This window comes from Prevotella sp. FD3004 (genome assembly GCF_000746155.1).
Taxonomy (GTDB): domain Bacteria; phylum Bacteroidota; class Bacteroidia; order Bacteroidales; family Bacteroidaceae; genus Prevotella.
In genome coordinates this window covers 22,763-41,756 of the sequence record NZ_JQKR01000014.1, presented here as the reverse complement: position 1 = coordinate 41,756, position 18,994 = coordinate 22,763, and the positions used below count along the sequence as shown (strand labels likewise).

The following is an 18,994-nucleotide window of genomic DNA, read 5'->3' as shown; positions in this document are numbered from 1 at the left end:
TATATGTAACTTAATTCTTATTGATGCAGTCGCCCTCACACTTGCATTCACCCTTACGCTTGCAGTATCGCTCACACTGGGCGCAGATGTCATAGCCCAGCATGGCACCGAGAATGAAGTCTTCCTCGGGCGTGAGCTGGTTGAGCGGACGGGTGACGATGAGTCGGATGGCATCCAGGCACTCGCGGCGCCCGAAATAGACGTTCAGGTTCTTCTGTCCGGCAGGCTGAAGCACATAAGGAATGCCTTGGCTCTCCAAGCGAGAAACGGCTTGCTCGCCGTAGCGCTTGTTACATGTGAACAGCACCATCTGGCGCACGCCTTTATTGAGTTCGTAGATGTGGTTCATCAGCACCTTCATCTCTGTAGGAATAGTCTTTGTTGTTCTCGTCATTTTTACTATCATTTATCCGGCTGCAAAGGTACGGCGAATCCTTGGATTCCACAATACCTAAAACGCGGTGTTTTAAGCACTTCGCCCGCCTAATATGCTCAAAAACAGATTAATCATTTCTAGGTATTCGGGTACCGTCGACGTATAAAAAACGTTATCCGCGTGTGATTTTTTCAGAAAAAACATCGGGTTTCAGAAAATAGTCGTATCTTTGTAGCGCAATACAGAGATGCGTTGCCCGTAAAGGTTCGCTTAGCCGCGATTAATTGGGAATGTGAGTGTGAATCTCCGACTGTCCCGCAGCAGTGAACTCCATTATGGCTCTTAAGCAATATATGCCATTGCCCACTTGGGTGAGAAGGCGCTTGAGAGTGGAGGAAAGTCTGAAGACCAGCCTTTTTCGGTTATATGCTGAATGCTCTCGATGTAAGGGTGTGACGCGCAAGTAACTTTTAGTGGATAACCACAACACGCTCGGTTTGTCGTCAAAGCACGGCAGATGTCGTGTTGCTTTAAACTTTATTGTTATGACGTACATTGGTATTGTGGCCCTTGAGTTCCTATTGAGTTTCCTTGGTGTAGCTCTCCTTATCAGATACTATAACCACAAGGCTTAATTAAAACTTATTAAATCCTTCGGATAAAAGAATGAATACCGGTGGATTTTAACTAAATTTGCACCCGTAATTTAGTATTGTCATTAATAAATGTAACTGAATGATGGGGCTTTACCATGATAATTTCAGCCGCTCGGAACTGCTTCTGGGCCCTGACGCAATGGAGCGTATTGCGCGGAAACGCGTAATCGTGTTCGGTGTCGGTGGTGTCGGTTCGTGGTGTGCAGAGGGACTTGTGCGCAGCGGTATCCACCAGCTGACCATCGTAGATAGCGACTGTGTGTGTTCCACTAATATCAACCGCCAGCTGATGGCTACCACCCAGACTGTCGGACTGCCAAAGGTTGAGGTGTTGAAGGAGCGTCTACTCACCATCAACCCTGAGGCTGAGATTACGGCGCTGCAGAAGTTTTTCACGCAAGAGACGGTTGAAGAGTTCAGCCTTGATGACTATGACTATATTATCGATGCCATCGACTCATTGAAAGATAAAGCTTTGCTCATTCTGACGGCTTGTCAGACAAAAGCAAAGCTATACTCATCGATGGGGGCGGCGCTGAAGATGGATCCTACCCGCATCAAAGTGACTGAATTCTGGAAAGTTCAGGGCGATCCACTGGCACGTGCGCTGAGAAAGAAGTTCAAGTCGAAACAGCAGTTTCCCAAGCGCAAGTTCCAGTGTGTCTACAGCGATGAGCTCCTGACCAATCTGGGCCATACCACAGAACAATGTCCTACGAAGGCTCAAGTAAACGGCTCTGTGGTTCACATCACCGCCGTCTTCGGCTTTACGCTGAGCGCCCTTGTGATAGAGGATATTTACAAGGGATAGTCCTCAAAGGCGTAGAGCACCGTCGACAGGTAGCGCTCGCCGGTATCGGGCAGCAACACCACAATTTTCTTACCCTTGTTCTCCGGACGCTTGGCAATCTCTGTGGCTGCATAGAGAGCAGCACCAGCGCTGATACCTACCAGCAGACCCTCCTGCTGAGCTATCTCACGACCGGTACGGATGGCGTCATCGTTCTCTACGTCAAACACCTCATCGATTACCTCGGCATCGTAAGTCTTGGGCACGAAGCCTGCACCGATACCCTGAATCTTGTGAGGACCGCTCTGACCGCCGTTCAGTACGGGTGAGGCCTTTGGCTCTACGGCTATCACTTTTACGTTGGGGTTCTGTTCCTTCAGGTACTTACCAGTACCGCTGATTGTGCCACCAGTACCTACTCCGCCGATGAAGATATCTACCTGTCCGTCGGTGTCGCGCCAAATCTCAGGCCCTGTTGTTGCATAGTGCTTAGCGGGGTTTGCGGCATTCTCAAACTGCTGCAGAATCACGGCTCCAGGGATAGAGTCACGCAGCTCCTCAGCGGCACGGATGGCACCTGGCATACCGTCTTTTCCAGAGGTGAGGCGTACTTCAGCACCGTAAGCCTTTACCAGATTACGACGCTCCACACTCATGGTCTCAGGCATGGTAAGGATTAGTCGGTAGCCCTTGACGGCTGATACCAGTGCCAGTCCTACACCCGTATTTCCACTTGTTGGCTCGATGATGGTGGCGCCAGGCTTCAGCAGCCCTCTCTCTTCTGCATCCTCAATCATGGCCAGTGCTATACGGTCCTTTACGCTACCGCCGGGGTTGAAAAACTCTACTTTGGCTATCACGGGTGTCTCAAGTCCCTTAGCCTGTGAATACTTGTTGAGCTCCAAAAGTGGGGTGTTGCCGACGAGCTCGGTCAGCTGTTTTGCAATCTTACTCATAATCCTTACCTTATTATTTATTATTAATTATTAATCTAAAAACTTTTCTTTTAATTCGATGGTGCAAAGGTACGACATTCTTTTCATTCCCACAATCCCCCGAGTATGGGATTTCATATACCATAAATATGGTATGTCGCTATATGACGCATAAAAAATGTTAATGACCTACTCGTTTTTTAAAGAAAACGATTGCAAATCTCGAAATAAATAGCTATCTTTGCGCCAAATACAAATTATTCGAAATGACTGAAACAATTGAAAGATCTCTGAAAGAGGTGTTATACCATGATGTTGAGTATGTTCAACCTCCATTTTTAAAGGAAGGCGATGAAGTGGCGCTTATTTCCCCGGCCTATTGGATGGCAGAGGAAACCATTCTGCATGCTGCGGCTGTCATCGAGAATTGGGGCCTTCGCCCTGTCATCGGACCTAATACCACCTGTCTGAATGTTGAAGCCTATGCCGGTACTGCCGACGAGCGAGCTGCCGACCTGCGATGGGCATTCGAGAACGAGCGCATCAAGGCGGTTATCTGTACACGTGGCGGCTACGGTTCTATCCATCTGTTGAACCGTATTCCTCCTGAGTTCTACCAGCAACACCCTAAGTGGCTGATCGGCCATGGTGACATCACCACATTGCTTTATGCGCTTACTGGTGCGGGCGTGATGTGTATTCACGGCCCTATGGCTTCTCACATCGGCAGTCATCAAGACCTGTCGACAGCTCTTATCCGTGACCTGTTGTTTGGAAAACTGCCGCAATATCAGATTCCTACCAATGCTAATAACCGATATGGTCACGCCGAGGGCATACTTGTCGGGGGCAACCTTGCCAGCTATGCTGCCATTGCGGGCACCAAGTTCCAGTTGTCGCACAATCAGGACATCATCCTCTTCATCGAAGAATGCGAAGAGTCTCTGCATGACATCGACCGCTTGTTCTACATGTTGCAACTGCAGTTGAACTTCAAGAACGTGAAGGGTATCATCTTCGGCTCGTTCAACTCTATCAGGTACGACCTTAGTTTTGGTAGCGTAGAACAGATGTTGGTAGCCCATCTGCAAGGGTATGACATTCCCGTTTGCTGCGGTTTTCCCGCTGGCAGCGACATAAGTCTGCCGATGATAGAAGGTGCTCCGTGTTCACTCGATGTAACCCCCGAGGGCTCCGTGCTCACTTTCAACATTCACGGCACTCAGCAACCGTGTGTTGTCGAAAAATCCGAGCCTTTCCTTATGAAAGCCTGAGTTTTCCCAATAAACATTGTCTGTCAGAAGTTTACACCGATGGTGGTGAAGAGCGTTCCAGTGTGGGAGGTGTCGAAGTAATCGTGAGAGATGTTGGCTAATCCGAAATCGTAGCCCATTTCGGCGTAGAGAAAATCGTACTGGATGCCGCAGCCTACACGGATACCGCCGTCGAAACGCTTGAAGGCGTCGTCGTCGAACGAACTGAAGGCCTGACGCATTCCGAAATCCTTGATTTTTCCGCCCACACCTACAGACATAAAGCCGCCGAGGAAGGGCTGGATGCTGAACGAACGATCGACGTCGTACTTGTATTTCAACACCATAGGTACCTCAAGGTAATTGAGACTGTAGCTGAACTTGTCGCCCTGATAGCGGCCGTCGCCACCCTTCTCGATGTATGAGAGCCCCGTCTCGAAAAAGACTGGTGAGCGGTAGCCCAGTTGCAGCCCTACAACAGCACCGATGTCAAGACCCGACTTGGCAGAACTGCCGTTAAGGTACTGATCGTCGGAATTGACTGTTGAAAAAGCTACACCAAGCCGCAGACCATAATACATCTGATGGTCATAATGGCGTGAGTTGTTTGTCGTACGGTTATAATAATGAGGTCTGCCGTGCTGTGCAAAGGCAGGTGCTGTGAGCGCGAGGCTCATCAAGGCGATAATTATTCTTTTCATATACGTCAATGTTTTAAAGTTTCACACTGCAAAGATAGACCTTCTGCTGAAAACGGCCAAAGGATTTCCCCTACTTTTGCGTGGAAAAACCCTAATTAAATGGTGTTGATGGTTTGTTGCAGCTCTTCGAGGAAGCGGGCGGCATGACCACCATCCATCTGTACATGGTGGAACTGAAACGAGATTGGAAGAGTAGTTCTCAACCAACTTTTGCGGTATTTCCCCCATGCCAGAAAGGGGTTGTTGAAGATGCCGCTGTATTGGTTGACGATGCAGTCGAGTTCGGTAGCCATGACGGTTGACGTGCCGATGATGGCGGCCTCTTCGTCGAATATGCTCTGACAGGAAGCACTGGTGGTCAGCGTGAGGTTGGTATAGTCGGTGCAGAATTTGTCGAAATTGTCGGAGTAGGGGATGTCGCACGAGTTGATGTCACCCTCTTTGTTGTTCACGATGACGTTGATAGCCAGACGGTCGTACTGAAAGAGTGTGCCTTGTTCGGGCAGAAGATAAAACTCGGTCATCTTGCTGGCGGCATGGCCAATGCACCAACACAGGAGGGTGTTGAACTTCACATTTCTGCGCTTGCTCGCCTTGTAGAGGTGTGTCACGTCGAAGGTCTTGGTAAGTGTCACCATGGGCATGGGCGACTTCATCCACATTTCAAAGGCGTGAGCCCTGTTTGTTTCTTTAGGGTTGATTTCTTGTTTCATCTATTATCATTGTTTTGTTATTGATTGTTTGAAGTTACAAAGGTAAGAATAGTTTCTGAATCAGCCAAATTTTCGGGAAAGGTTTGGTCATTCGGTTTCTTAATTGTATCTTTGCACCCAAAATTATGACGATATGAATTTAATGGGTATATCCTTGTGGGCATGGATAGTGTTTTATGTGCTTGTGCTGTTGATGCTCATTGCCGACCTGAAGATGTTTGGCAAAAAAGGACAGCATGCTGTTAGTGTGAAAGAGGCATTGAGAATGACCGCTGTATGGATAGGCGTGTCGCTCGTGTTCTGTGCGGGTATTTATCTGTTCTATCCCGTGAATGCTCACGACAAGGCTATGGAGTTTCTGGCGGGTTACCTGATAGAAAAATCGCTGTCGATGGATAACCTCTTCGTGTTCCTGATGCTTTTCTCTTTTTTCGGCATAGAGCGCAAATATCAGCACGAGGTGCTGTTCTGGGGTATCTTTGGGGCGCTGGTGCTGCGCAGTATCTTCATCTTCGCTGGTGCTGCTATGGTGGAACGTTTCGAGTGGGTACTGGGACTGTTTGGCCTCTTCCTGCTCTACACGGGCTTTAAAATGTTCGGTCATGACGATGAGCAACAGACAGATCCTGCCAACAATTTTATCGTAAAGGTGTTTAAGCGCTTTTTTCCTGTGTCGGGTGAGATGCACGATGAGAAGTTCTTTGTCAGGAACGAAGCAGGTGTCCTGTTGGCTACCCCTCTTTTTATAGCGCTGCTGGTAATTGAGACAACCGACGTGGCATTTGCGGTAGACAGCATCCCAGCTGTGTTCAGCGTGAGCCGCGACCCGTTTATCGTCCTAACTTCGAACGTCTTTGCCATTTTGGGACTGCGTGCCCTTTATTTTGCGTTGGCAGCTATAGCTCAGTACTTTAAGTACCTGAAGTATGGACTGGGCATTATCCTGATTTTCGTGGGTGTGAAGATGCTGCTGGCTATGAATGAGTATGTCAATGCTCTGGCTGTTTGGTTTGGGCTAAAGCTGAACATGCCTCACATTGAGATACCCATTCTTACAAGTCTGTCTATCATCTTTGGCGTACTCGTGGGGGCGATGCTTCTGTCGTACGTGGTTACCAAGTGCGTAGAAAAACAGGCGCCTACTCAGTCTTAATACTCTCTGCGGGATTGGTTCTTGCAGCCTTGATGATCTGCAGACCAACGGAGAGCACGGCTACTAGCAGGGCAAAGATACAGGTGATGATAAATATCCACGGTTTTAGTTCTATGCGATAGCTGAAATTGGTGAGCCAATCATGCATGATGTACCATGACAGTGGGATGGCAATGATGAAAGAAACCAGCAATGGGGCACAGAATGTGCGTAGCATCAGCATCATAACCTCGTGCGACGTGCTGCCCATGATTTTGCGAATACCTATCTCTTTCTGGCGTTGACGGATGAAGAAAAGTGACATACCGATGAAGCCCATGATAGAGATGATGATGGCAACGAACGTGAAGAGGGTAATGATTCTCAGCGTGTTCTGCTGATCAGCGAAAGTCTCGGCGATAAAATAATCAAAGCTGTTAGCATATCCATTGAGCTGTTCCTCGGGTATATCCATTTTCCTGAACATATCCTGGAAAGCTGCTAAGGCCTTCTTATCACCATTGGTTTTTGCGATGAGGTAGTAATAAGAGGGTTCCTTGAATTCTTCTAAATAGATGATTGCGAAAGGTTCTACTTCTTTCAACACGTTAACACAATGGAAGTCGTAAAGGATACCGCATATGGGACTTTTCTCTCCTCTTCCCCAGTCAATCTCGCGAGTATCCTCTGTATAGCCCAGTTGTCTGATAGCTTCTTCATTCAGATAAACACCGCCATTAGTTGCGCCAAAGTCTTTCTTTATTTTCAGTCCTAAGATGTCGAAGGCTTTTTTGTTCATCATGCTCCTTTGTATATGTATATCCTTCCCATCGCGTTTAATCGTTGACATAGAGTTACTGTACAAAGTGAGTGATGTGCCGTTAAGGGCGCCGATTTCCTCGACGAAAGGCATCTTCTCAAGCATGTTTCTTACCTCTCCACTCTTATCGAAGGGAGGGTATATGCTGTATATGTTCTCTGTATTAAAGCCGAGTGGGGCATGGATGAGGTGGTTGAGCTGAAGCCAGATGACTAAGGCTGCTGTGAGCATGGTTACAGTCACTACGTTCTGCAGGATAATAAATATCTTACCGAGTACCATCTTGGAATGAAAACGGAAACTGCCCTTCACGATGTCGATTGGCTGGAAGCGTGAGATATGCCATGAGGGTAACACGCCAGAGATGATGCCAAGCAGCAGAATGAAGCCTAGGCAGACACTCAGAGTGCCCCAACTGATATCGTTTATCAGATCAATCTTACCTTTAAATAAATTGGCAACATCGTCCTGGAAGCAGACTGCCAAAACCAGACCGATGGCAAAGGAAATGGCTACCAAGAGAGTAGACTCTGCGACGAGTTTCAGCGAAATTTGGTGTTGGTTGCTGCCGAAGAGTTTCCTTGTAGCCATCTCCTTGGCTCGGAAGCCTGTATTGGCTACCGTCAGGTTTATGTAATTAGTGATGGCAAAGAAGAGGATGGCAAGCACGGCTGCCAACAGAATGCGAAGTCGCATTTTGTCGCCTTTCAGTAGTCCCATGCCTTTGTTCTGTGGGGCGAACATAATATCAGTAAGGGGGGTGAAACTCACCTTACTATGATCCACGAAACTTGAGTAATTCTTGGAAAGATGGTCTTGTATAACCTTAATCTTACTATCGAGCGATGTGCCGGGATGCAGTTGGAAGAAAGCCTTGGGAGTTCCATTGCCAGTGTAGGCGAAGTATTCATTTTGTAACTGAAAACCCATGATTTGCGGATAGCGCTGCATGCTGGCTATGAGTTGTGTCTCGTTGGGCAGAACGGTGTGATCCAGATTCTTAGCCACAGCACTTACCGTATAGACCAATGTGCTGTCGTAGGGATCCTCACTACCCAGCATCAAATTATGATCGCCAATGATCTGTAGCGATTCACCGATGGGGTTCTTGTCGCCAAACAGACTCTTGGCGAGTCGTTCGGTAATCACACATTTGTCTGGAGCGTCAAGGGCTGTCCGTCTGTCGCCTTCTGTCAGTTCGAAGTCGAACATGCTGAAGAAGGTCGAGTCGGTCAGCATGATGATACCATGTTCGTTCTCGGCATTCTTAACTTCCGCCTGTCCGTGCTTGATGCGTCCGTTCTGACTCAATACACAGCAGGTCTTTTCTATTTCTGGACACATACTTTTAATCTCTTCGGCTGCTTGCGGCCACATGTAGAAGATGTCCTGATAGCCTATCAGGCTGATCTGGTCGGCATGTTTGTGCCAACTGTCGATACTGTATTGGCGCCAAGTGTAATCGCCTATCAGAATGATGAACATCAGCGATATTACTAACCCTGCCACATTAATTAATGTGTAGAGCTTGTTGCGCGATAGAAATCTGAAATAACTCTTCATATCTTATCTCTCTTTAAAAAATATTTTTCTGATGCAAAGATATGAGTATATCCTTTTCTCTGCAAGCTTTTAACACAGCAGGGATGTAAAACGTCTAATAATTTTACACCCCTGCGTATGATTTTTAGACAGAAACTTGTCTTATTTGAACTTCATCCCCATGTTGAAGAGGATAAAGCTGTAGATGTCGGCCTGCTCCTCAAGGACCTTTGCTAAGGGCTTTCCTCCACCATGCCCGGCTTTTGTATCGATGCGGATGAGAACTGGATTCAGACCTTTGTGGCATTCTTGCAGGGTGGCTGTAAATTTAAATGAGTGGGCTGGCACTACACGATCGTCGTGGTCGGCTGTGGTGACGAGCGTGGCAGGGTAGGAGATGCCTGGCTTCAAGTTGTGAAGGGGCGAATAGGTGCGCAGATACTCGAACATTTCCTTCGAATCGTCGCTGGTGCCGTAGTCGCTGGCCCAGTTCCATCCAATGGTGAATTTGTGATAGCGTAGCATATCCATGACACCGACCTGTGGAATGGCTACATGGTAGAGGTCGGGGCGCTGAGTCATGCAGGCGCCTACGAGTAGCCCGCCATTAGAACCGCCTACAATGGCCAGTCGGTCGCTGCAGGTATACTTCTCTTTGATGAGGTATTCTGCTGCGGCAATAAAGTCGTCGAATACATTTTGCTTCTGCATTTTCGTGCCTGCTAAGTGCCATTCTTCGCCGTATTCGCTACCACCACGCAGATTGACCTGTGCGTAGATGCCGCCCTGCTCGAGGAAGGGGATGCGGGTAGACGAAAAACTAGGGGTAAGGGCGATGTTGAAGCCTCCGTAGCCATATAGGTAGACTGGGTTCTTTCCGCTGCGTTTCATACCTTTCTTATAAGTTATATACATGGGGATGCGTGTGCCGTCTTTACTCTCAAAGAATAGCTGACGACTCTCGTAGTCCTGCAAACGGAATTTTACTCTCGGTTGTGCGTAGATCGTGCTCAGGTTGGCATCGATGTCGTAGCGATAGACGGTGCCGGGCTGTGTGAATGAGGTGAAGGTGTAAAAGCAGTCAGACTCCTTCTCGTTGCCTGAGAAATTTACGCTACCCACCATAGGAAGTTTGACCTCGTGGCGCATTTGGCCGTCGAGACCATAGATGAATGCGTGGTCGGACGCATCCTGCGAGTAGGTAAGCACTAGCTGGCGATTTATGACTGTTGCACTGCCTAGAACATTCTGTTGTTCGGGAATGAGTTCTTGCCAGTCATTGATGCCAGGCTTGTGGATGTCGACCATCATGATTCGTCCCTTTGGTGCACCGTAATTGGTGTAGATGTAGAGCTTGTCGTCATTACTGTAGATGGGCGAATACTGGTAGTTCATATCGCTGGTCATTTTGACAAACTGGGCATCTTTTTGTCGGAGATCTCTTACGTATAGTATGTTGCCTGCACCTGCACCGCTCTCATAAAGATACATCACCGTTTCGTCTTCGTTGATCTCAACATTATAGAAACGCATGGGCTCAGTAGGGTTCTGATAAAATAACACATCGTCACTCTGTGAGGTTCCTATCTTGTGATAATAAATCTTGTGGCCTGAATTCAAATTTGAAAATTCCTTATACTCGATGGGACGATCGTAGGCACTATAGTAGAATCCATCTCCCAGCCATGTGGCATCTGAGAACTTGGCCCACTCAATGTGGTCGTTGGTGAGTTGACCGGTGTTGACGTCAATTACGTAGAATTCTTGCCAGTCTGATCCGCTACGAGAGATTGCGTAGGCAACCCAGCGTCCGTTGTTCGAGAACGAAATGGACTTCAGAGCCACTGTACCATCGGCGCTCAATGTGTTGGGATCGAGGAATATGCGAGGCTTGCCGTCCAGTTTGTCCATTACGTAGATGACACTCTGGTTCTGCAGACCATTGTTGCGTGAGAAATACCACTTATTGTGATGTTTGCTGGGCGCGCCGATTTTCTCGTAGTTGGACAATTCGGTGAGCCGCTTGAGCAACTTGTCGCGGAAGGGAATCTTCCGAAGATAGGTGCTCGTTACCTTATTTTCTGCCTCTACCCACGCAGTCGTCTGTGCGCTGGTATCATTCTCGAGCCAACGATAAGGATCGCTTACTTTTACACCGAAATATTCGTCAACAGTGTTGTCTTTCTCGGTTTGGGGATACTGCATGCTGCTTTGGGCCTGCACCATAGTGGTGACCATGATAGCCATACTGATAATACCTATTTTTTTCATGTTAAAGTTTGGTTTTATGTTGCAAAGTTACGAAATAATACACAAAATATGTATTTTTTAACCAATAATTCATACAGTTATCGATTTTTTTTTGTATTTTTGCGTCCGAATATGCTTCGAATGCCGAAATTTATCAGTAGAGCATTGTCTGTTCGCATCAGTCTGATGGTCGTCTTCTCCATGGCTATTCTGCTTGTGGTTACGATGTCTATCATGCTTCATTATTCCAAAAAGGCTGTGAGGGAAGAGGCCTTCCATAAGGCCGTACAGACGTTGGAAGGTACAGTGTCGAACATTGACAATATACTGCTGAGTGTCGAACAGTCTGCTGGCAATATGTATTTCAGCTTGCTGCCCCATCTCGACAATCCCGACGCCATGTATACTTACAGTCGGAAACTTGTTGAGACAAATCCTTATGTCGTGGGCTGTGCCATCGCATTCAAGCCGGGTTACTATCAGTCACGCGACAAATTCATGGTATATGTTCACCGTGCCGATAGTGCTGGTGTTCCCTATGTTAGTTCCTTCATCGTTAACGAAAAAGAATTCGGAAATCGTCCTTACACAGAACAATCGTGGTTTACGACTCCGATGGCCTCGGGTAAGTCGGAATGGCTGAATCCCCTTGTGGGTATGGAGAAGGCTCATATGGAACCACTCCTTACATTCTGTCTGCCTCTTCGTGGAAAAGATCACTCCATCATAGGTGTTATTGGCGTTAATATATCGCTCAGTCAGTTGTCGCGCATTATCTCAGCGACCAAAACTTCAAAGAATTCCTATTGCGTGCTACTCGATTGTGATGGTACGTTCATTGTCCACCCCTTTGGTAATAAACTCATGCGTGAGACGGCTCTTGCGCTTTCACGTAAGATGGGCGATGAAGCAGCTACGGATGCTGTTGAGACGATGCTTTCGGGCGAAGCAGGTTATCGTAAGTTTCGACTTGAAGGTAATGAACTCTATGGATTCTTTAAACCCTTCAAGCGTGTGAGTATCACGGGACGTCCGCCTACAGAACTTGGATGGAGTGCGGCTATTGTATATCCAGAAGCCGATATTTTGGGAGAATACAACAATCTGCTCTATTACATGCATGCTATTGCTATCATTGGACTGTTATTGTTGTTTTTCCTCTGTCGCACCGTTATCCGTCATCGACTCAACCCTCTGATTATGCTTTCAGAAAAGGCCAAATTGATTGCCGAAGGCAACTATAACGCACCTATACCAGATAGTAATAAACTTGACGAGATTGGACGTTTGCAGAAGAACTTCCAACTCATGCAGCAATCGCTGAACAACCAGATGAGCGAGCTCGACAAACTGAAGATTACTATGCAAGGACGTAGTGAAGTACTGCGTATTGCCTACAGACAAGCTCGGAAAGCGCAACGTATGAAAATGGCCTTCCTACACAACATGACAAACCAGATGGTGGCTCCTGCCAAGGCAATATTCAGGAATGTCAGTGCATTGACCGAGACAGATAGTACAACGGACAAGAAAGAGATTGTACGTTTGGTAAACGAGATACATGAGTATAGTAAAACCATCACAGAACAGCTGAACAGTTTCATCTCAATGTCGGATGAGGAAAGAAGAAAGGAGGCTGACCATGTTTAGTATTCGTAAGTCGTTCTCAGCCAAACTCAGTTTCGGCGTGCTTATTTTAACCATGTTAATTTTCTGTGTGTCGTTGACGGTGCTCTTCAGTCAGTCGCGTCGCATTATCCGTCAGGAAGCTGGTGAACGTGCCAATGCGGTGCTCAAGTCTGCTATGCAGCAGCTCCGGCGAAACCTGCTTGCCATTGAGACTGCAACTAATTATAATGCTTGGCTAGTTGAACGCTCGTTCCACCCCGACTCATTATTGACTTTCTCAAACCGTATCGTGCGCCTTAATCCGCATATAGATGGTTGTTCTATTAGTGCTGAGCCCAACATGTTTCCTCGTTATGGTCGCTACTTTTCTGCCTATACCATCAGAGAGGGTGAGGCTCTAACTACCGTTATCGAACAACCTTACGAATATTTCACTAAGGTGTGGTATAAAAGTCCACGAGTGATGAATGCTCCTAGTTGGGAGGCCTATATTGATGAGGTCGACTCGCTTGACGTCGTTCTCAAAGGTGCCCTGGCCTCGTATGGGCGTCCTCTCTATAGGTCTGACAGTATTTGCATAGGTGTTATCTCTTCTGATCTCTCACTGCTGCGTCTTGCTCGAACTATGAATGAGTTGAAACCCTATCCCAAATCCTATTTCATGATGGTCGATGAAAATGGCCGATACCTGATTCACCCCGACTCAACGCGCCTTTTCAATCAGACAATTTTCAGAGATGCCAATCCCAGTAGTCATGCTGATATCATTGCCTTGGGGCATGAAATGACTGAGGGCTGCGAGGGACACATGGTTGTTAACTTAGAGGGAGAGTCTACACTCGTGTGTTATCAGCCCGTACCAGGTACTCTTTGGAGTCTTGCCATTGTCTGTCCAGAAAGCGTTGGGTTGGCTGGATATCACCGTCTTTTCTATTTCATTGTAATACCTCTATTCATTATCGGATTGGTCATTATTGTTGTTTTGTGCAACCGAACTGTCGCTCATGCTATTCATCCGCTTAATGAACTACTCTCAAAAACGCAAGAAGTCATATCGGGTAATATGGAGGTATATATTCCCCATAGTCATCGCCCGGACATCATGGGGCGTCTACAAAATAGCTTTGCCACAATGCTCAATTCACTCAAAGTCCATATGGGTAGTGTGCGCTATGCTAACGAGCAGGCCCGACTTCTCAATGAAGAACTTTCGCGTGCTACTGACATGGCCGTGGAAGCCGATCATCAGAAAAGTGTCTTCATTCAGAATGTTAGTCATCAGATACGTACACCACTCAACATCATCATGGGCTTTTCACAGGTGCTTAGCGATACTTCAGACAATGCTACAGTATTGTCGGCAGAGGAACAAAAGAGTATCATTGACACCATGAATCATAACTCGCGTGCCCTCAAACGCATGGTGCTGATGCTTATCGACAGTTCTGATACTGGTCGGTCCGAAGAACTCAACGACCTACAGACTGATATGGTATCGTGTAACGAAGTGGCTCGTAAGGCTATTTATTATACCAATCTTCATTATCCTGATATACATGTGGAACTCCAGACTTTTGTAGGAGACCTTTTCACAATTCAGACTAGCGAATTGTACTTATTGCGCTCTTTACGTGAGCTGCTTTTCAATGCTGCAGAATATTCCGATGGCCAACATATTACGATTATCGTGTCGCCTACAGATACTACTGTGCGCTTTATTATCCAAGATACGGGAAAAGGCATCGCAAAGGCTGATCGCGATGCCATGTTCGAGTTCTTCACTAAGGTTGATGATCTTACAGAGGGACTTGGTTTGGGACTTCCGCTGACAAAACGTCACGCAGTGAATCTTGGAGGAGACCTCTTCCTCGATGATGAATATACTGAGGGCTGTCGCTTTATCTTCGAATTGCCATTGTAATTACTCGAAAGTTCTCAGTTTTGTGTCGAAGTCTTTAGCGCCACCAATCTCTGTGAAGAGTTTTTTTAGCAGTCTTACGCGCATGTTTGTTATTGTTTGGGGTGATGACATAGTTAGAATAGCTATTTCCGTAGGTAGAAAGTTTTGGCGTATCAACAGACATACGTGTTGTTCTTTAGCGTTCAGGGGCGAGAGCAATAGCTGGAGGTTGGGGCTTAGCGTGTACATGCATTGCGACAACTCGTCCCAATCCTCATTAGTAGCATGCTTGCCTTTTAAAGCCGTCGTATGTAGTCGTGAGACAATGGGCTTCAATTGTTCCGAGTTCTCTTTAATCTCATGTTCCCGTTGACGTCGCACTTTGGTGAGTTCTTTACGTGTCAGGTCGTATTTCTTCATACTCTCCAGATAGATGGCGTTCAGATGATCTATGCGTCTACGATTGTACCAGAAAAGCGTGCCTGTAATAAGCACCAGAAGTATGATGGCCGATAGAAGTGCTATGGTGGTCTGATACTGGTGTCGCTCCTTCTGTTGCTTGTCAAACTGTGTCTGCAGAGCTATGATACTCGCAACGTCATTGCGCTGATACAGTTCTTGGTATACTTCATTCAGTCGTTTGCTGTACTCCGCTGCATAATTGGTTTCTCCGCAGGCTGTCAGATAGTCTATCAGCTGTCTGTACGAGTTGATGCACACGTCGGGTGAGAACGAATTTACCAGCTGATACCATTGTAGGGCTGCGCTGACTGTGTCTTTTTCTGTCAGATAGATGTTTGCCAATAGGTTGGCAGCCCTGTCTGATGGCGCTTTCTGTTGGGCTCTCAACAATAGGCTCTTGGCCTCGTCGCGCTTGTTCTTGTGCAACAGATAGCTACCTTTGTTGGTCAAATAGGTAGCGTATATCTCACCATCAATCCCTTGTGTGTAAGGCTTGGCTTGTTCTGTGTAGTATTTCAAGCTATCGGTTTCACCCAGTGCGTCGAAAGTCTGTGCGATATTGTTCAGTGCTCTCACTCTCCACTCTTTGTTTTGGCTTTGCTTTGCCGTCTTAAGTGCCAGTTTGTAGTATCTTATCGTCTGTGGGTAGTTTCCTACATTGTCGTTAACGTCTCCAAGTACTGTATACAGATAGCATTTGAATTCCGGATTGTACGTATTTTTGGATATTAATTCTGCTCGTTTCATCGTCAGGACAGCTTCGTGTGGGTGTTGCTGACGATAGAGTACGATAGCGTGATGAAGAAGTGCTCTTGCCATTCTCGGTTTGTCGCCTCTCTGCTCATAGAATCGTCTGCTGGCAAGTATCAGCGAGTCACTCTCTGTCGACAGGCCTGTGCGGTGTAGTGCTTCAGTATAGAGCAACCCGAACAATGCGTGATCGGCCTCTGTCATTGTAGAGTCGTTCCAATATGGTTTTAGCATTCTCAGTACAGAATCCGGATGCTGAGATATCATCTGCTCAGCCTCGAGCAAGAAAGCGCTTTGGGGCTGCTCTTGCGAGCAAGCCCCCAAAAATAGCGCGATGAATATAGAGATGAGATATTTCATTATAGTCGGAAAGACACAGGGAAGGCGAATTTTACTCTAACTGGTTGGCCGTTAATCGTGCCAGGCTTCCATCTAGGCATGGCCGTCACGATTCTGAGAGCTTCGGCGTCAAGTGAAGGGAATGCTTCCTTTATAACTTTCGCTTCGCCTACAGAACCATCAGCCTCAATTACAAAGCTCACGACTACATTGCCTTCTATTTTCTGCTTCTGAGCGTCTGCAGGGTATTTTACGTTCTTTTGAAGATAGCTGAACAGGGCGTTTGTGCCTCCAGGAAATTCTGGCTGCTTTTCCAACTTGTCATATTCATATACCTTCTGATCTTTTTGAGCTATTACGGTCTTCTGTGCGCTCGCTGTCGAGAAACAGAACAGGGCCGTCAGCGCCATAAATAATACTTTCTTCATTTTCTTTTCTTTTTAATGGTTCAACAATTTGTTCATTAGTTGTCCGGACGCTGCAAAAGTAGTGAAAAAACCATAATGCTCCAAGAAAAACATTACATATTATTACACACATACTGAAAATGTTGGTTAAAGATTAGGAAAAACCGGCTTCCGAATGTCATGGTATAAAAAGGTTTGCTTGGAGTAAAGTGAGACTTTCCACGGAGGAAACTTCTGTTTTCCTTAGGGGAAAACTCTGTTTTCGATATGAAAAAAACGCCTACTTTGTTATGTAGTCTTTTTGTTGACTTCTTATAAAAACTCTTGGTGTAAACATATTTCTGATATCGACTGGCGAGTGGCTTAAAACAGTGGCGGAAGATATTATTGGATAATTTATGAATTTATGCTTTTTTTTCGCATGATTGTCGATAATTCTTTGTACCTTTGTGCCGAAAAACTACCCACTTCATCCTATAAGGATGGCTAAGCCGAACATGGAGCGGGTGGTCTCGGTACTCAGAAGTCGCTGAATGCCAGTGCTATATGGATACTGTACTTGATGGAAATGAATCGTTTGTGCGCCGCATGCAAGGAAGCGGTGTCCCCCTTCTTTGTCTTTTTCTGAAATAGTTTCTGCATGCTTAAAACGGAAGAAATACATTGGTTTCCTATGCGAGTGACATACTCGCGTGAGCTTCAAGCGAAAGAATATCTCGATTCTATTGGTATAGAGTGTTTTATTCCTATGCAGTGGAAACATATTGAAGGTAGACATCCTCGCCACCGTGAATTAAAGCCCGCTATCAGTAATCTGATTTTCGTCCATTCCAGTCAGCAGAATATTACTGAATTGAAGATGACGCGTCGAGAACTGACATCGCTTCGTTATATCATGAAGCCTGTGCTTGACAATCGGAACAATGTGTTACGTAAGGATGTGCTGACAGTGCCAGATAAAGAGATGGACAACTTTATAAAAGTCGCCTCTGTAAACGACGACCGTGTGTTCTATATGGAGAATCTGGATTTTGCAGGGAAGCCGGGGCAGAAGGTGAAGGTCGTTGAAGGCGACTTTGCTGGTGTAGAGGGTACGATTAAACGCGTAAAAAAGAATAAGTGCGTTGTTGTGCAGATTGAGAATGTGGCGGCGGTGGCCATCGCATTTTTGCCGGCGGCTTTTCTTTTTCCGCTTGAAGACTGAAAAAAGTAGTTATCATTATATCCAAAATGTTTATGGAAGAACAGAAGAATAATGCCCTGGATTCGCAGGAGCAAAAGACAAACGCCCAGAAAATACTGGCTGCGATGAAGAAACGCAAGAAGTTATATTATAAGACGCTTCCTGCGGCTTTTATTGTTGGCTGTCTTGTTACAATGGGATTACCTGATTATTATCGGGCAGAGGTGATGCTTGCTCCTGAGACGGCCTCGAGTGGCAGTATGGGAGCTCTGGCCTCGATTGCCAACTCATTCGGTGTGAATATCGGCGGATCATCAAAGTCGGGCGATGCCATTACGCCATCGTTGTATCCAGAATTGATGAGCTCTGTGGCCTTCAAGACTTCTTTGTTCGATATCAAAGTTCAGAAAGACGGCGATGATCGCGTGATGACATATTACGATTATCTGGACAATGAGCAGAAATCGCCTTGGTGGACTGAAGCGCAAAAGGCTTTCTTCGGATTGTTCAAGTCGAAAAAAGCCGATGAACCAGAGAAGAAGGAGAAGGTAGACCCGTTCCGTCTTACTGGTGCTCAGCGTTCGATCATGAATGCCATCGGTGGTAGTATTGATTGTACTATTGAAAAGCGCTCGGACGTGATAACCATTAAAGTGACCGATCAGGATCCGTTGGTTGCTGCCACGATAGCTGACTCTGTAAGAGTCCGGTTGCAGGGCGCCTTGACAGACTACCGAACGCAGAAGGCTCGTCACGATCTGGCCTATGTAGAGTCGTTGCATAAAGACGCTAAAGTGAAGTATGAACGTATCTGTGATATATATGCCGACTTTATGGACTCTAACCAGAATGTGGTGTTGGAGAGTGCTCGTCTGAAGCAGAACAAATTGGAGAACGAGATGCAGTTGCTATACAACAACTACAATGCCCTGTGTGCTCAACTGTTGGCAGCTAAGGCAAAAGTGCAGGAGGATACTCCTGCGTTCACCATCTTGCAGAATGCAACGGTTCCCCCAGTGAAGGCTGGTCCGAAGCGTAGCCGCATCGTTATGATTTTTGTTCTTCTTGTTTTTCTCTGTACAACGACCTGGATATTGTATGAGGAAGGAGAGTTGAAGCCCTTGTTAGGTTTGGAAAAGAAATAATCAGAACAGGT

At 46.5% G+C, this 18,994-nt stretch carries 15 protein-coding genes and 1 riboswitch; of the genes, 7 read left to right on the top strand and 8 right to left on the bottom strand.

The window, feature by feature from the left end; all coding sequences use genetic code 11:
- Positions 1-10 precede the first annotated feature (10 nt).
- Positions 11-394, bottom strand: a complete 384-nt coding sequence (locus T325_RS05755) for a DUF2023 family protein (RefSeq protein WP_036911311.1) — start codon at positions 392-394, stop codon at positions 11-13.
- Between the two features lie 227 nt (positions 395-621).
- Positions 622-808: riboswitch (cobalamin riboswitch) on the top strand.
- A gap of 306 nt (positions 809-1,114) precedes the next feature.
- On the opposite strand from T325_RS05755, the gene T325_RS05750 reads away from it, so the two are divergent.
- Positions 1,115-1,843 (top strand): tRNA threonylcarbamoyladenosine dehydratase, encoded by a 729-nt coding sequence (locus tag T325_RS05750; RefSeq protein WP_036911525.1) that lies wholly within the window; start codon positions 1,115-1,117, stop codon positions 1,841-1,843.
- Here the strand turns inward: T325_RS05750 and cysK are convergent.
- Positions 1,831-2,778: a cysteine synthase A gene (gene cysK / locus T325_RS05745; protein WP_036911310.1), complete on the bottom strand. Its 948-nt coding sequence runs from the start codon at positions 2,776-2,778 to the stop codon at positions 1,831-1,833. The genes T325_RS05750 and cysK overlap by 13 nt on opposite strands.
- A gap of 245 nt (positions 2,779-3,023) precedes the next feature.
- Between cysK and T325_RS05740 the strand changes: the two genes are divergently transcribed.
- Positions 3,024-4,031 (top strand): S66 peptidase family protein, encoded by a 1,008-nt coding sequence (locus T325_RS05740; protein ID WP_051949734.1) that lies wholly within the window; start codon positions 3,024-3,026, stop codon positions 4,029-4,031.
- A gap of 23 nt (positions 4,032-4,054) precedes the next feature.
- Here T325_RS05740 and T325_RS05735 read toward each other — a convergent pair whose 3' ends face one another.
- Together T325_RS05735 and T325_RS05730 are read right to left on the bottom strand one after the other, a co-directional pair.
- On the bottom strand, positions 4,055-4,711 hold the full coding sequence (locus T325_RS05735) for a porin family protein (protein WP_036911309.1): 657 nt from the start codon (positions 4,709-4,711) through the stop codon (positions 4,055-4,057).
- 95 nt (positions 4,712-4,806) lie between these two features.
- A complete protein-coding gene (locus tag T325_RS05730) occupies positions 4,807-5,424 on the bottom strand; it encodes a CatA-like O-acetyltransferase, family 2 (RefSeq protein WP_036911308.1) in 618 nt (205 codons plus the stop codon).
- A gap of 133 nt (positions 5,425-5,557) precedes the next feature.
- Here T325_RS05730 and T325_RS05725 point away from each other — a divergent pair, with 133 nt between their 5' ends.
- Positions 5,558-6,577, top strand: coding sequence for a TerC family protein (locus tag T325_RS05725; RefSeq protein ID WP_051949733.1), 1,020 nt, complete (start codon positions 5,558-5,560; stop codon positions 6,575-6,577).
- Here T325_RS05725 and T325_RS05720 read toward each other — a convergent pair.
- Positions 6,564-8,939, bottom strand: a complete 2,376-nt coding sequence (locus T325_RS05720; protein WP_036911306.1) for an ABC transporter permease — start codon at positions 8,937-8,939, stop codon at positions 6,564-6,566. The genes T325_RS05725 and T325_RS05720 overlap by 14 nt on opposite strands.
- A 141-nt stretch (positions 8,940-9,080) precedes the next feature.
- The gene (locus T325_RS05715) at positions 9,081-11,189 is read right to left on the bottom strand and encodes a prolyl oligopeptidase family serine peptidase (protein WP_036911305.1); all 2,109 of its coding nucleotides are present in this window, start codon (positions 11,187-11,189) and stop codon (positions 9,081-9,083) included.
- A 120-nt stretch (positions 11,190-11,309) separates the two neighbouring features.
- Here T325_RS05715 and T325_RS05710 point away from each other — a divergent pair, with 120 nt between their 5' ends.
- The gene (locus T325_RS05710; protein WP_036911304.1) at positions 11,310-12,818 is read left to right on the top strand and encodes a HAMP domain-containing protein; all 1,509 of its coding nucleotides are present in this window, start codon (positions 11,310-11,312) and stop codon (positions 12,816-12,818) included.
- Positions 12,784-14,718, top strand: coding sequence for an ATP-binding protein (locus T325_RS05705; protein ID WP_231622196.1), 1,935 nt, complete (start codon positions 12,784-12,786; stop codon positions 14,716-14,718). The genes T325_RS05710 and T325_RS05705 overlap by 35 nt, the downstream gene beginning before the upstream one ends.
- Here the strand turns inward: T325_RS05705 and T325_RS05700 are convergent, their stop codons facing one another.
- Entirely contained in the window at positions 14,719-16,269 is a 1,551-nt protein-coding gene (locus T325_RS05700) for a tetratricopeptide repeat protein (protein WP_036911300.1), read from the bottom strand.
- Positions 16,269-16,676, bottom strand: coding sequence for an energy transducer TonB (locus T325_RS05695; protein WP_036911298.1), 408 nt, complete (start codon positions 16,674-16,676; stop codon positions 16,269-16,271). The genes T325_RS05700 and T325_RS05695 overlap by 1 nt, the downstream gene beginning before the upstream one ends.
- 652 nt (positions 16,677-17,328) lie before the next feature.
- Between T325_RS05695 and T325_RS05690 the strand changes: the two genes are divergently transcribed.
- Together T325_RS05690 and T325_RS05685 are read left to right on the top strand one after the other, a co-directional pair.
- Positions 17,329-17,859, top strand: a complete 531-nt coding sequence (locus T325_RS05690) for a UpxY family transcription antiterminator (protein WP_177172066.1) — start codon at positions 17,329-17,331, stop codon at positions 17,857-17,859.
- Between the two features lie 32 nt (positions 17,860-17,891).
- Positions 17,892-18,983, top strand: coding sequence for a hypothetical protein (locus T325_RS05685; protein WP_036911294.1), 1,092 nt, complete (start codon positions 17,892-17,894; stop codon positions 18,981-18,983).
- The last annotated feature ends 11 nt before the right edge of the window (positions 18,984-18,994 follow it).

Coding starts and splice junctions, on each gene's coding strand:
- cysK (WP_036911310.1), bottom strand. CDS start 2,778: ATGAGTAAGATTGCAAAACAGCTGACCGAGCTCGTCGGCAACACCCCA.
- T325_RS05750 (WP_036911525.1), top strand. CDS start 1,115: ATGGGGCTTTACCATGATAATTTCAGCCGCTCGGAACTGCTTCTGGGC.
- T325_RS05755 (WP_036911311.1), bottom strand. CDS start 394: ATGACGAGAACAACAAAGACTATTCCTACAGAGATGAAGGTGCTGATG.
- T325_RS05700 (WP_036911300.1), bottom strand. CDS start 16,269: ATGAAATATCTCATCTCTATATTCATCGCGCTATTTTTGGGGGCTTGC.
- T325_RS05720 (WP_036911306.1), bottom strand. CDS start 8,939: ATGAAGAGTTATTTCAGATTTCTATCGCGCAACAAGCTCTACACATTA.
- T325_RS05735 (WP_036911309.1), bottom strand. CDS start 4,711: ATGAAAAGAATAATTATCGCCTTGATGAGCCTCGCGCTCACAGCACCT.
- T325_RS05730 (WP_036911308.1), bottom strand. CDS start 5,424: ATGAAACAAGAAATCAACCCTAAAGAAACAAACAGGGCTCACGCCTTT.
- T325_RS05740 (WP_051949734.1), top strand. CDS start 3,024: ATGACTGAAACAATTGAAAGATCTCTGAAAGAGGTGTTATACCATGAT.
- T325_RS05695 (WP_036911298.1), bottom strand. CDS start 16,676: ATGAAGAAAGTATTATTTATGGCGCTGACGGCCCTGTTCTGTTTCTCG.
- T325_RS05715 (WP_036911305.1), bottom strand. CDS start 11,189: ATGAAAAAAATAGGTATTATCAGTATGGCTATCATGGTCACCACTATG.
- T325_RS05710 (WP_036911304.1), top strand. CDS start 11,310: ATGCCGAAATTTATCAGTAGAGCATTGTCTGTTCGCATCAGTCTGATG.
- T325_RS05685 (WP_036911294.1), top strand. CDS start 17,892: ATGGAAGAACAGAAGAATAATGCCCTGGATTCGCAGGAGCAAAAGACA.
- T325_RS05725 (WP_051949733.1), top strand. CDS start 5,558: ATGAATTTAATGGGTATATCCTTGTGGGCATGGATAGTGTTTTATGTG.
- T325_RS05690 (WP_177172066.1), top strand. CDS start 17,329: ATGCGAGTGACATACTCGCGTGAGCTTCAAGCGAAAGAATATCTCGAT.
- T325_RS05705 (WP_231622196.1), top strand. CDS start 12,784: ATGAGGAAAGAAGAAAGGAGGCTGACCATGTTTAGTATTCGTAAGTCG.